Origin of the sequence: Caballeronia grimmiae, assembly GCF_000698555.1 — a bacterium.
Lineage (GTDB): Bacteria > Pseudomonadota > Gammaproteobacteria > Burkholderiales > Burkholderiaceae > Caballeronia > Caballeronia grimmiae.
Map to the genome: position 1 here is coordinate 1 of NZ_JFHE01000070.1, position 13,464 is coordinate 13,464.

General features: G+C 64.9%; 13 protein-coding genes. 9 read left to right on the forward strand and 4 right to left on the reverse strand.

The window, feature by feature from the left end; translation table 11 throughout:
* From BG57_RS29655 to BG57_RS29670, 4 genes are all read right to left on the reverse strand, one after another.
* Positions 1-1,353, reverse strand: a 1,353-nt coding sequence (locus BG57_RS29655; protein WP_035970678.1) for a long-chain-fatty-acid--CoA ligase, incomplete at its 3' end; no start/stop codon positions are given.
* Positions 1,354-1,388: 35 nt separating this feature from the next.
* The gene (locus BG57_RS29660; RefSeq protein ID WP_081851035.1) at positions 1,389-1,751 is read right to left on the reverse strand and encodes a BON domain-containing protein; all 363 of its coding nucleotides are present in this window, start codon (positions 1,749-1,751) and stop codon (positions 1,389-1,391) included.
* A 21-nt stretch (positions 1,752-1,772) separates the two neighbouring features.
* Positions 1,773-2,897 carry a porin gene (locus BG57_RS29665; protein ID WP_035970668.1) on the reverse strand — a complete coding sequence of 375 codons (1,125 nt, stop codon included), beginning with the start codon at positions 2,895-2,897 and terminating at the stop codon, positions 1,773-1,775.
* A gap of 220 nt (positions 2,898-3,117) precedes the next feature.
* Positions 3,118-5,802, reverse strand: a complete 2,685-nt coding sequence (locus BG57_RS29670; RefSeq protein WP_035970669.1) for a winged helix-turn-helix domain-containing protein — start codon at positions 5,800-5,802, stop codon at positions 3,118-3,120.
* Positions 5,803-5,922: 120 nt separating this feature from the next.
* Between BG57_RS29670 and BG57_RS29675 the strand changes: the two genes are divergently transcribed.
* The 9 genes from BG57_RS29675 to prpB all read left to right on the forward strand — a co-directional run bounded on the left by BG57_RS29675 (position 5,923) and on the right by prpB (position 13,371).
* On the forward strand, positions 5,923-6,909 hold the full coding sequence (locus BG57_RS29675; RefSeq protein ID WP_160174772.1) for a universal stress protein: 987 nt from the start codon (positions 5,923-5,925) through the stop codon (positions 6,907-6,909).
* Between the two features lie 23 nt (positions 6,910-6,932).
* Positions 6,933-7,913: a quinone oxidoreductase family protein gene (locus BG57_RS29680; protein WP_035970671.1), complete on the forward strand. Its 981-nt coding sequence runs from the start codon at positions 6,933-6,935 to the stop codon at positions 7,911-7,913.
* A gap of 10 nt (positions 7,914-7,923) precedes the next feature.
* A complete protein-coding gene (locus BG57_RS29685; protein WP_035970673.1) occupies positions 7,924-8,772 on the forward strand; it encodes a TauD/TfdA dioxygenase family protein in 849 nt (282 codons plus the stop codon).
* 66 nt (positions 8,773-8,838) lie between these two features.
* Positions 8,839-9,894: a beta-keto acid cleavage family enzyme gene (locus BG57_RS29690; RefSeq protein WP_035970675.1), complete on the forward strand. Its 1,056-nt coding sequence runs from the start codon at positions 8,839-8,841 to the stop codon at positions 9,892-9,894.
* Between the two features lie 124 nt (positions 9,895-10,018).
* Entirely contained in the window at positions 10,019-11,338 is a 1,320-nt protein-coding gene (locus BG57_RS29695; RefSeq protein WP_052006088.1) for an MFS transporter, read from the forward strand.
* 23 nt (positions 11,339-11,361) lie between these two features.
* Positions 11,362-11,958 (forward strand): RBBP9/YdeN family alpha/beta hydrolase, encoded by a 597-nt coding sequence (locus tag BG57_RS29700; RefSeq protein ID WP_035970682.1) that lies wholly within the window; start codon positions 11,362-11,364, stop codon positions 11,956-11,958.
* Positions 11,959-11,976: 18 nt separating this feature from the next.
* Entirely contained in the window at positions 11,977-12,165 is a 189-nt protein-coding gene (locus BG57_RS32840) for a hypothetical protein (RefSeq protein WP_152562748.1), read from the forward strand.
* 11 nt (positions 12,166-12,176) lie between these two features.
* Positions 12,177-12,461: a Rieske (2Fe-2S) protein gene (locus tag BG57_RS29705; protein ID WP_035970683.1), complete on the forward strand. Its 285-nt coding sequence runs from the start codon at positions 12,177-12,179 to the stop codon at positions 12,459-12,461.
* A 13-nt stretch (positions 12,462-12,474) separates the two neighbouring features.
* The gene (gene prpB / locus BG57_RS29710) at positions 12,475-13,371 is read left to right on the forward strand and encodes a methylisocitrate lyase (RefSeq protein ID WP_371875853.1); all 897 of its coding nucleotides are present in this window, start codon (positions 12,475-12,477) and stop codon (positions 13,369-13,371) included.
* Positions 13,372-13,464: the final 93 nt, after the last annotated feature.

Consider the following 13,464-nt stretch of genomic DNA (forward strand, 5'->3'; position numbering starts at 1 on the left):
CCACTCGCCGCCCGACTTGATCACGTCCTTGATGCGGTCGGTGATTTGCAGATAACCGTTCCTGTCGATGCTTCCGATGTCCTGCGTATGCAGATAGCCGCCGTCCCAGAGCGCCGCCGATGCCTCTGGATTCTTCAGATACCCTTGCGTAAGCCACGGCGCACGCACGACGATCTCGCCGCTCGCGCGTCCGTCGTACACGACATCGGCGCCATCCTCGTTCACGATGCGCAGATCGACGAGCGGTATCGGCAGACCGGTCTTGCAACGGAGCGCCACTTGCTCCTCGATATCGAGTTCCTCGCTGCCCGGCTGCAGTTGCGCGAGGCTGAGCAGCGGGCAGGTTTCGGACATGCCATAGCCCGCGAAAATGTCGATGCCCCGCTCGAGCGCGGCGCGCGCCAGTCCATGCAGCAGCGCGCCGCCTCCGATGACGACCTTCCATCGGCTCAAATCGACGCTCTTCCCGTCACGGCAACCGAGCAGCATGTGCAGGATGGTGCCGACACAATGCGAGAATGTGACGCCTTCGTCGCGCACCAGTTCGATCAGGCGTTCGGGCACATAGCGGCCGGGGTAGACCTGCTTCACGCCGAGCATCGTCGCAATGTACGGCATGCCCCATGCGTGCACATGGAACATCGGCGTGATGGGCATGTAGACGTCGCCGCGATGAAAGCGTTGCCCTGATGCTGGGCTTGCGAGCGCAGCCATGCCGGTGATCGTGTGCAGCACGAGTTGCCGGTGCGAGAAGTAGACGCCCTTCGGCAAGCCGGTCGTGCCGGTCGTATAGAACGTCGTGGCGCGGGTGTTCTCGTCGAAATCCGGGAAGTCGTAGGCGGGCTCGCTCGCGGCGAGCATGGCTTCATATTCGTCGGCGAACGGGATGATGTGCGCGTACGCTTCGTCGCGCTCGTCGTCGATCAGAATGACGGCGCGCACCGATTCGAGCTGATCGCGTATCGATTCGACGACGGGCAGAAAGTCGCTATGCACGAGCAGGATGTGCGCGCCCGCATGGTTGATCGTATAGGCGATCTCCGCAGGCGAGAGCCGCACGTTGACCGTCTGAAGCACCGCGCCCATCATCGGGATAGCGAAATAACATTCCAGATAGCGATGGCTGTCCCAGTCCATCACCGCGATGGTGCTGCCCATCGTCGCGCCGTGGCGCGTGAGGCCATTGGCGAGCCGTGCGATGCGTTCCTGCATGCCGCGATAGGTGAGGCGTGTCGTTCCGCGATACACGATTTCCTGATCGGGCGCGTGAGCCATCGGCGTATGCAGAAGATGCTTGATGAGCAAAGGGTACGCATACGCCGATGGAGCCGCTTCGAACATCTGCTGATTCATGTGTGTTTCCGTGATCTGTTGCATGGGACCGCCGCTCATTGCCCGAAAGGCCGCTTGACCGTCAGCTTGTTCGTGACCGACCTGACGCCGGGCACGCCGCTCGCCAGTTCGGCGGCCTTGCCGATATGCGCCGCGTCACCAACCGTGCCGGTCAGCGTGATGTCGCCGTCTTTCGCGCTGACGCCGATATCGCCTGCGTCGATCGCCTTGTCTTTTGCGAAGGCGGCATAGACGCTCCTGCGCAGCGCGCGGTTCTGCGTTCTGGTGGCAACAGGCGCGCTGGCGGCCGACGCGACTGAAGGCGTGCTCGCCGCCGCACTTGCTTCGGTTGCCTGAATCATTGCGCCCATCGTCAGAACGACGATCAGGGCCGCACATCGATAGACATTCGGTTTCATTTTTCGCACGGATTGCTCCCGTCAGAAGTTGTGGCGCACGCCGACCATGGCCGCGGTCGTCGATTTACCCGGCGCGACGGGCTGTCCATAGACGATGGTCTGGTTCATCGTTCCGTGGTTGTCGACGTAGCCGACTTGCGCATAGGTGAGCGTGCGCTTCGACAGGCTGTATTCAGTGCCGACCGCGACTTCGCTCGAATGGTTCGTCGAGTTGTTGTTGTCCTTCAGGTAGTAGAACCCCGAGGTGACTTTGAGCACCGGGCTAAAGCGGTAGCCGAGGCCGGCCGCATAGAGGTCGTAGTCCGCGCGGCCGGTGTTGGCCGGATTCTTGCCCCGGCTATACGAGCCCGAGACGGAGAAATCGCGGAACGTGTACATCGCGCCGAAGTACATGAAGCGGTTGTTGTTCAGGCCCGTGGGCGCGACGCCGGGCAAGGGGCTCGTGTCGTGTCCGTTGTAATAGACCGCGGACAGGTTGAGGCCATAGTTCGAATACTTGAGGACAGCGGATTCGCGCGTGCCGCCCTTGAACTGGCCCGGGACGCCGCCCGGTGCATATTCGAGCGCGACGGACGCCCCGTAGAACTTCGGCGACTCGTAGACGAGCGCATTGCTGTCGTACAGCGCGCCGATCGCGGCGTTCGTGCTCGTGCCGCTCCAGCCCGCCACCTGATTCATGCCGAGCCACGCGGTCAGAATGCTGCCGAAGTACTGCGCGCCGCGCACATCGGTGTCGAACATCGCGTAGATCATCGGCACGATCTGGCGGCCCGCGTTGAAGGTGCCGAACGGACCGGTGAGGCCGATCGTCGCGAACTGATTGAATGACGCGGGGACGCCGGGCGTGTCGGAGAGGCCGGACCGGCCGGTGCCGGTATCGAAGCTGCCCTGCAGGCGGAAGTTGAGCTTGTAGCCGCCGCCCAGGTCTTCGCTGCCCTTGAGGCCCCAGAAACTCGCGTAGATACCGCCGTCCTTGTAGCGATACACCTTGCCGAGATTGGGCGCGTTCGGCGCGAAGGAAGCCGCAGCCGTGCTCTGGTAGAGCAAGCCGGCATCGACCACGCCGTAAAGCGTGACGGAGCCTTGCGCGGATGCGGCGCCGGAACACGCGAGCAGTGCGGCAAGGCATGGAATATTTCGTTTCATGAGGTATCCATATCGTTCTGGCTTGCACGCGTGCCGGGGTGGCAGCAGTGATGGAGCCGGTCAATCGCGCATCGGGGAAGCGGACCAGAAAGTCATCGCCGGATGGGTCGCTCCACGATCACGTGAAGTCATGCAGCAAGAATACGGAAGCACCACACGGGCGGCCCCTCTCGCGGCGGGAGGGGAAAGGTGGATTAGTCAGCAGACGTCCGGCACGCGGTCATTGCGTGCCTTCGAGCAATCCGAGAACGACAGCGCGCCGCACGGCATGTTTGCGCGAGCTGGCGTCGAGCTTGCCGAACAGGTTCTTCAGATGCCACTTGACCGTGCCTTCGCCGATCATCCCCGCACGCGCGATCTCCTTGTTCGTCAGATTGCGCGCGAGCAGTTCGAGGATCTCGCGCTCTTTCGGCGTCAGCACGACGCTCGGCACGGCGCGCGGTCCATTCGTCTCTCGCGGCGGCGGCCTCGTGTTCGGATACGCGGCGGGCGTCCTGCCGATGTCATCGGGCGACGAGGCATCGTCCATGCGCCGCGCCCAGTCCGCGAGCGAAGGATGAGCATCGACGAGGGTGCGGCGCAGGCGGAAAGTCTGCGCGAGATTCATTGCTTCGCGCAGCAGCGCCGCGCCGTCCGCGCCCTCTTCGTGCAGCGCGAACGCTCGTAGCGCGAGGATTTCAATGCGGCATCGGCCCATTTTCATCTCGCCGGCCTGCTGCGCCGCCGCTTCGAGTGCTTCGCGCGCCTGCTGCCAGTTCCGTGCGGCGAGCGCGGCGTCCGCGTGCGCGAGCCGCTGCAACAGCGCGACCGAAGTTCGCCACACCGGCCCGCGGCCGCCTTCGTGCGCGACGATATCGTCGATCCGGCGCACCAGCGCCTGACACGTCTCGATGCGATAGCGGCCCGCGTGCATGCGGACCTGTTCCGCGAGACTCGCGATGCAAAGGCGCGGCTGACGCCGGCTCACGCCGAGCGCGTGCATTGCTTCGAGCATGTCGAGCGCGCGATGTTCGCCGCCGCGCACCACGGCGAGCCGCGCGGCCGTGTGATAGGCAAGGATGACGGCATCCGGCGTTCCGGCGCGTTCGAGCACGTCCATGCGGTTCGACAGAAGCGCCGCCGCTTCGTCGAGCCGGTCGTCCTCGTAGGCGATGTCCGCACACGCCGCCGCGAAGATGCAGGTCATCGGATGCCGCCGGCCGTGCCGGGCCTCGACGCTCGCGAGCGCGGGCCTCAGCACGTCTTCGGCGAGCGCCATCTGCCCTTCCCATAGATAGCTCGACCCGGTGATGTATCCGCCCCATCGCATCAGAAACTCGACGCCTTCGCCGTCGTCGGCGGACCGCGGGCGTTGCTGCGCGCGGCGCGCCTGGGCCGGCTCGCCGAGCATCATCGCGCGGGCCGCCAGACGGTTCGCATGACCCTGCGCGAGCCAGCCTCCTCCTTCGGGCGGCGATTCGGCCCACGGCTCGAAGAGCGCCAAAAAGCGATCGGGTTCATCGGCGAAATAGGCGGCTGCGCTCAGAATCAGCGCGCACTCGTAGCGCAGCTTTACGTCGACGGCAGGGCCGGTCAGGATCTGCTCGACCTGACGCTGGGCCTCGTCGTGGCGCTGCCCAAGCGCGAGCGCCCACGCGGCAGCCAGCCGCAAGCGCGGACGCCGTTCCAGCTCGGGCTTCGGGATCAGCTCCAGCCAGTCGAGCACGAGGCTCAGATGGCCCTGACGCACCGCTTCGTCGAGGCTGCGCTCGGCGAGTTCGTAGGCCGTCTCGTGCTCGCCCGCCGCGTGCGCGTGGCGCGCGGCCTCTTCGATCATGCCGCGCCCGACGAACCATCGCATTGCGCGAGCATGCAGCGCCTGGCGCTCGCTGGCGGGCATCTGCGCGAAACGCGTGCGCAATGCATCGCGCACGAGCGTATGAAGGCGGCACCACGCGCTGTCTTCGACGGTGATGAAAACGGGCGTCTCACGCACGAGGCGCGCAAGCCGGGCCGGCGTTTCGGTGCATTCGGTCAGCGCCTCGCACAGGTCCGGATGCAGCATGTCGACCACGCTGATGCGCGTCAGAAACGCCTCGTCTTGCGGCGATAAATCCGCGATCAACGCGCCGACGAGATGCTCGCCCAGTCCCCCCGGCCCGGACGCGATGGTCTCCACCGCCTGCCGGGCGTCCGTGGCGCGCGTCATCGCGGCCACCGCGAGCTGCAATCCGAGCGGCCATCCATCCGTCGCTTCATAGAGACGCGCGCAGGCGTCGGCATCCATCTGTGCGCCGAATCGGTTGCCAATCAGCGCGATTGTTTCGTCGAGCCGAAAACGCAACGCATCGGGACCGACGAGCGTGGCCTCTCCATAGAGCAGCAGATCGGCCATCGGCGCTTCGAGTCCGCTTCGCCCGGCGACGACCACACGCAGATTCTGCGGCGCGTTATGCAGCAGATAGGTGAGCAATTCAGCGCCGGCGGGCGGCAGCCGCTCGGCCTCGTCGATGATGAGCACCACGTCCATCGACAGCACCGCGATTTCCGCAAGCCATGCGGTTGCGCCATCCAGCGTCCCCTCAGACGCGAGGGCGCCGTCGAGCAGTAGCGCGCCGAAACCCGAGCGCGCGCAGCCGGTTTTGACGGCCTGCACGAGCGCGCGCAAGAGCCGCCCGGCGTCATCGCGTTCGTCGGCGAGAAGCCAGGCCACGGCGGACCCGCGCGCCAGAAATTCGCGTCGCCATTGCGCGAGCAACGAGGTCTTGCCGTAGCCCGCCGGCGCCTGAACGAGGGTGATCTGACGGTCGCGATAAGGCGCGGCATCGGCGCTCAATCTGCGCCGCGCAAGCAGATTCAGCGGCGCGCGCGGCGCAATGGTCTTCAGGACCAGTTCGGTCGTCAGGGGCGCCGCATCGCTTGTCATGGAAGCCAATGCACGAAGAGGGGTCCGATCGAACACAGCATCGTTCGAATGGATGGGAGGCGTCAACCCCTCCCGCCGTGAGAGGGTCGCGCCGGATCGCGCTCAACTAGGATGCAAAGCATGAATTCACGCATCGTCCCACAGCGCATAACCATGTACCAGCATCTGCTCGTCCCTGTCGGCGACACCGACGCGCGCATCGAAGCGATCGGTCATGCCACCGAATTCGCCCATGCGATCGGCGCACGCATCACCTTCCTGCATGTAGCGCCTACTGGCGGCGACATCGGCGCGCCGCGCTGGCAAACCGACGAACGCGCTCGCGAATGGCTCGCACGTGCCGAAGCCGGCGCTCGCGCGCAGGGCGTTCCGTGCACGTCGATGATCGTCGCGAGTGATGAATCGTTCGACGCGATGATCGCGCAAGCCGAGCGGCACGGCTGCGATCTCATCTGCACGAGCGCGAACACGACAGGAACCGGCAGCATCGCGGCAAACCATCGTCAACGCGACGCGCTGCGTCCGGCCGTGCTTTCTTGCGCAACAGACCAGCGCCCCGCCGTGGCGGCTTCGATCCGCGCGCTGCTGCACGCGCATCGCATGCTCGCCGACACGCTGCACGACTGTCTCGACACGATGCGCGTGGAACGGAATCGCGGCGAGCTTCCCTCGGCTGAAACGATGCACGAAATCGTCCGCAGCATGAACCGGCTATCGGCGGGCGGCGTGCACACGAAGCAGAAGGCTGCGACCTTCAAGCGCCTTCGCAAGCGGACATCGCGCGTGAACGCCGAACTGGCCGAACTCGACCGACTGCATCAGCGCGATGACGAGATGCTCCAAGAACTCGCACGAATGATCGGACGAGACTCGCAGGACTCACTGAAGCCCGGGCTTTTCGAAGCGACGCTCGACGCCTATGCGCGCATCGTCCACGAATGGATGGGCCGCGAACAGGGCGTAATCCTGCCGGCGGCACGGCGTTACCTGAGCTATGCGGACTGGGCCGAAATCGACTGGCGATTCAACTCAGCCGGCCTCTCAAACGATGTCACGAGAAACGACATGGCGAGCGGCGCATACGGCCCGCGCGCATCGACAGATTGAACAGACTGAACGGAGACACAACGATGGCACATGCAATTCGCTTCCACGAAACAGGCGGCCCTGAAGTTCTGCAATGGGAAGAAGTCGCAGTCGGCAAGCCCGGCCCCGGCCAGGTGCGGCTGCGTCACGAGGCCGTGGGCCTCAACTTCGCGGATACCTACTTTCGCTCGGGACTGTATCCCGTGCCGCTGCCCGCGGGCATGGGCGTCGAAGCCGCAGGCGTCGTGCAGGCGCTCGGCGAAGGCGTCGACAGCGTGCGCGTGGGCGACCGCGTGACCTACACCGGGTTCGTCAATACGCTCGGCGCATACAGCACCGAACGTCTCGCGCCTGCTGCCGCGCTGATCCGGCTGCCGGGCGATATCGAATGCGCGACCGCCGCCGCGATGACCATGCGCGGCCTCACCGCGTCGTATCTGATGCGCCGCATTCACGCGTTCAAGGCAGGCGATTCGGTCCTGCTCCATGCGGCCGCCGGCGGCGTCGGGCTGATCGTGTCGCAATGGGCGCGGCTGCTCGGCGTCACGGTGATCGGCACGGTGTCGAGCGAAGCGAAGGCCGAGCTTGCACGCGCTCACGGCTGCGCGCATGTCATCGACTACAGCCGCGAAGACGTCGCCAAACGAGTGCGCGAACTGACCGATGGCGCGGGCGTGGACGTCGTGTTCGACAGTGTCGGCAAGGACACCTTCGACGCATCGCTCGATTCGCTGAAGCGCCGCGGCCTGATGGTCTGCGTCGGCACGGCATCGGGTCCGGTTCCGCCGTTCAATCCGCAGTTGCTCGCGATGAAAGGCTCGCTGTATCTCACTCGCCCGGCGCTCGCGGACTACATCGCCGATCCCGCCGAGAAGCACGAGCTCGCAAGCGAACTCTTCGGACACGTGGCCAGCGGGCGCATCCGCATCGAGATCAATCAGCGTTATGCGTTGCAGGATGCCGCGCAGGCGCATCGCGATCTCGAGTCGCGCAAGACCACCGGCTCATCCATTTTCGTCGTGTAAGGAGACACAGATGCGCGTCGAACCACTTACCTGCTCCATCGGAGCCGAACTCACCGGCGTCAGTCTCGCCGATGCGATTCACGACGACGGCCTCTTTGCCGACATCCGCGCCGCGCTGCTCGCGCATCGCGTGCTGTTTCTGCGCGATCAGGACATCACACGCGCCGACCACGTCGCGTTCGCGCGACGCTTCGGCGAACTGGAAGATCATCCGGTCGCGGGCAGCGATCCGGAGCATCCGGGGCTCGTGCGGATCTACAAGAACCTCGAACAGCCGAACGACCGCTATGAGAACGCGTGGCATACGGATGCCACCTGGCGTGCCGCGCCGCCGTTCGGTTGCGTGCTGCGTTGCATCGAGTGCCCGCCCGTCGGCGGCGACACAATCTGGGCGAACATGGTCCTCGCTTACGAGAATCTGCCGGCGCACATCAAGACGCAGATCGCCGACCTACGCGCGCGCCACAGCATCGAAGCCAGCTTCGGCGCGGCCATGCCCATCGAAAAGCGCCACGCACTGAAGGCTCAGTTTCCCGATGCCGAGCATCCGGTCGTACGCACGCACCCCGAGACCGGCGAAAAGACGCTCTTCGTCAACGCCTTCACGACGCACTTCACGAATTACCACACGCCCGAGCGCGTGCGCTTCGGCCAGGACGCGAATCCCGGTGCGAGCCAGTTGCTGAGCTATCTGATCAGCCAGGCGTACATCCCCGAATATCAGGTCCGCTGGCGCTGGAAGAAGAACAGCATCGCGATATGGGACAACCGCAGCACGCAGCACTACGCGGTGATGGACTATCCGCCCTGCCATCGGAAGATGGAGCGCGCAGGAATCATCGGCGACGTACCTTATTGATTCGAAACCCGCCCTCGCATCGCATCGACTATCCGACTCTCTCATTCATTGACGCTGGAGCAACACATGCAATTCCTCGACGATTCCCTGCACCCCGAGAACCAGGACAAGGTCGTGATCACGGTCGCGCCATATGGCCCGGAGTGGATGCCGTCCGACTTTCCGGAAGACATTCCGGTGACGATGGACGAGCAGATTCAGAAAGCGGTCGACTGCTACAACGCGGGCGCGACCGTCCTGCATCTGCATGTGCGTGAACTCGACGGCAAGGGTTCCAAGCGCCTGTCCAAGTTCAACGAACTCATCGCCGGAGTGCGCGAAGCGGCGCCGGACATGATCATTCAGGTCGGCGGCTCGATATCGTTCGCGCCGGAAGACGACGGTCAGGCGGCCAAGTGGCTGTCCGACGATACGCGTCACATGCTCGCCGAACTCGATCCGAAGCCCGATCAGGTGACGGTCGCGATCAACACGACGCAAATGAACATCATGGAGCTGCTGTATCCGGCGTATCTGGAAGGCACGTCGCTCGCGCATCCGATGTATCAGGCGGCCTACAGTGAAATGACCGTGCCAGCGGGCCCGGCGTGGGTCGAGGAGCATCTGAAGCGCCTTCAGGCGGCGAACATTCAGCCGCACTTCCAGCTCACCGGCATCCATGCGCTCGAAACGCTCGAGCGACTCGTGCGCAAGGGCGTCTACAAGGGACCGCTGAATCTCACGTGGATCGGCATCGGCGGCGGCTTCGACGGCCCTAACCCGTTCAACTTCTTCAACTTCGTTCACCGTGCGCCGGACGGTTGCACGCTGACCGCCGAATCGCTGCTGAAGAACGTGCTGCCGTTCAACATGATGGCGATGTCGATGGGCCTGCATCCGCGCTGCGGCATCGAAGACACGATCATCGATCAGCACGGCAATCGCATGACGTCGGTGCAGCAGATCGAGCAGTGCGTGCGCGTCGCCCGCGAACTGGGACGCGAGATCGCCACGGGCAAGGAAGCCCGCGCGATCTATCGCATCGGCGTGCAGTACGAAACCGTCGATCAGACGCTGGCCGCGAACGGCATGTCGCCGAACCGCAGCGCCGGTCAGGTCAATCTTCCGCTGCGCGCGGCCTGAAACCGGTGATGCGGGCATCGCCCGCATCGTTGAATGAACCGTCCGAGGCGCACACAACAAAGGGTCGCTGCGTTCAACGCATGACAAAGACTCGCGCCGGACATCGGAGGAGACAATCTTGGATATCCATTGCATCGAGCAGCAAACGGGCGGCGTCCGCGCCGTCACGGCCGCCTCGCGCAAGTACGCGTGGGTGGTGTTCGCATTGACCTTCGGCCTGCTGCTATCGGACTACATGTCGCGGCAAGTGCTGAACGCCGTGTTTCCGCTGCTCAAGCACGCGTGGGGTCTGTCCGACACGCAACTCGGCTCATTGAGCGGCGTCGTTGCATTAATGGTCGGACTCCTGACGTTCCCGTTCTCCGTGCTCGCAGATCGCTGGGGCCGCGTGCGCAGCCTCATTCTGATGGCGACGCTCTGGAGTCTCGCAACGCTCGGCTGCGCGATCGCCACGAACTACGGCGAAATGCTGCTGGCGCGCGCGCTCGTGGGTCTCGGCGAGGCGGCGTATGGAAGCGTGGGCATCGCGCTGATTCTCAGCATCTTTCCGGCGCACCTGCGTTCGACACTGACCGGCGCATTCATGGCGGGCGGCGCGTTCGGTTCCGTGCTCGGCATGGCGCTGGGCGGCTTCGTCGCGGTGCATCTGGGTTGGCGGGCCTCGTTCGGCGCGATGGCGTGCTTCGGGTTCGTGCTGGTGACCGCCTACCTGTTCGTCGTGTCGGACAAACGCATCGCCGCGCGCTTTCCCGATGCGCCGTCCACGAAGCGGCAGGCGAGCGGCATGCGAACGAGCCTGCGTGCGCTGCTCGCCGGCCTGTTCTCGACGGTCTCGGTGGTCTGCGCCTATCTCGGCAGCGGCTTGCAACTCTTCATCATGGGCGCGGTGATCGCGTGGATGCCGAGCTTCCTCAATCGCTATTACGCGCTGCCCGCCGATAAGGCCGCCGCGGGCGCTGCGGTGTTCGTGCTGCTGGGCGGCGTCGGCATGGTCGTGTGCGGCGTCGTGACGGACCGCCTTTGCCGGAATGCGCCCTCGCGCAAGTGGATGACGGCGATCGCGTATTGCCTTAGCTCGGCGGTGTTGCTGTCCATCGGCTTTCGTCTGGATGCCGGCGCGATGCAGCTCGTGTTGCTCGGCGCGGGGATTCTCGTCGTGGCGGGCACGTCCGGGCCGGCCGGCGCGATGGTGGCCAACCTGACGCCGGCAGCGATTCACGCTTCCGCCTTCGCGACGCTCACGCTCGCCAACAATCTGCTCGGTCTCGCGCCCGGCCCGATCGTCACCGGGGCGATCGCCGATCGCATCGGTCTGCTGGGCGCGCTGCAAATCGTTCCGCTCGTGAGTATCCCGGCGATGCTGGCGTTCGCCGTCGGCAGATCGAGATACGCGCGCGACCTGGACCGCATCGACGCACTGCGCGGCGCGGCGGCGACGAAATGAGCATCACCTGCGAGCAATCGGACATGACCATGACTTCGACTCCCACGATTCTCATCGTTCCGGGTCTGCGCGATTACGTCGACGATCACTGGCAGACGCTGCTGGAGCGCCGGCTGCCGAACGCGTACTCGGTGCCGCCGCTCACGCACGGCAAGCTCGACTGCGCAGCCCGCGTCGCCGCGCTCGATGCCGCCTTCGCCAGGATCGACGGCCCGGTGGTGCTCGTCGCGCACAGCGCAGGCGTGATGATCGCCGCGCATTGGGCGCAGCGTCATCCGCAGCATCAGCGACGGATTCGCGGCGCGCTGCTCGCCACGCCGCCCGATTTCGACGTGCCGCTGCCGGACGGATATCCCACGCCGGACCTGCTTCGGCAGCACGGCTGGCTGCCCGTTCCGCGCATGCGCTTGGGCTTCCCGAGCATCGTCGCCGCGAGTAGCAACGATCCGCTGGCGAGCATCGGGCGCGTCGCGGAACTGGCGCAGGCATGGGGCAGCCGCTTCGTCGATATCGGCGCGGCCGGTCATCTGAATCCCGCTTCGGGATACGGCGAGTGGCCGCTCGCCGAAGAATTGATCGCCGAACTGTGTCTCGAACCATCGCATCATCGTTACGCATAACCATCAGGAGAAGCACGAATGTCTGAACTCACCATCAACGCTGACGTCGACGCCGCCGAACAAAAACCGGCTGCGTCATCCGGCACGCCTGTCAAGGCATCGCCGGCTACGCCGGTGCGGACATGGGCGTGGGGCTGCACCCGCGAGCCGTACGACTGGATGGACGGGCACACGCCATCCGGCGCATTGGATTCCTGGCGAAGCTGAAGGAAGCGGCCATGACGCGAACCATTCCCATCGCTCACGCGCGCGACGTCGCGCCCGGCTCTCGCAAGCTCGCATTCGTCGATGGACGCAGCGTCGTGCTGTTCAACATCGAAGGCGTGATTCACGCAATCGACAACGCGTGTCCGCACAACGGCGCATCGCTTGCCAATGGCCGTCTCGATGGACGCATCCTGCAATGTCCCGCGCATGGCCTGCGCTTCGACCTCGTGTCGGGATGCATGGTCGGCGCGCCCGATCTGTGCCTGACGAAGCTGTGTGTCGAAGGCATCGAGTAGAAGGAGAGAGAAATTGATCAAGCAACATCGCGAACAGGCGAGCCCCGGCGCGGCATTCCGCGCCGCCGTCGAAACGAATCCGCCGCTGCAAGTGGTCGGCGCGATTACCGCCTACGCGGCGAAGATGGCCGAAGCGGTCGGCTTTCAGGCGCTCTATCTGTCGGGCGGCGGCGTGGCCGCGAACTCGCTTGGCATGCCGGACCTCGGCATCAGCACGATGGACGATGTGCTGACCGACGCGCGCCGCATCACCGATGCGACGAACCTGCCGCTGCTCGTCGATATCGACACCGGCTGGGGTGGCGCGTTCAACATCGCACGCACCGTCCGGTCGTGCATCAAGGCGGGCGTGGCGGCGGTGCATATCGAAGACCAGGTCGGGCAGAAGCGCTGCGGGCATCGTCCGGGCAAGGAAGTGGTGCCGATGGCGGAGATGGTGGATCGCCTGAAAGCAGCGGTGGATGCGCGCACCGACGATAATTTCGTCATCATGGCGCGCACGGATGCCGCCGCTTCCGAGGGCATCGATGCGGCGATCGAGCGCGCGATGGCTTACGTCGAAGCCGGCGCGGACATGATCTTCCCTGAAGCGATGATCTCGCTCGACGATTACCGCCGCTTCAAGTCCGCCGTGCGCGTGCCGATTCTCGCCAATCTGACGGAGTTCGGTTCGACGCCGCTCTTCACGATCGATGAACTGCGGGATGGCGGCGTCGATATCGCGCTCTATTGCTGCGGGGCGTATCGTGCGATGAATGCGGCCGCGCTGAACTTCTATGAAACCGTGATGCGCGACGGCACGCAAAAGGCCGCCGTCGAAACGATGCAGACGCGCGCCGATCTCTACCAGTATCTCGGCTATCACGCCTACGAAGACAAGCTTGATAAGCTCTTCGCGGCGAAGAAATGACTCAAGTTCCGGAGACGAATCGAATGAGCGAAGCAGACAACAGCAAACCGAACGGCGGCACGTTCAAACCGAAGAAATCCGTCGCGCTGTCCG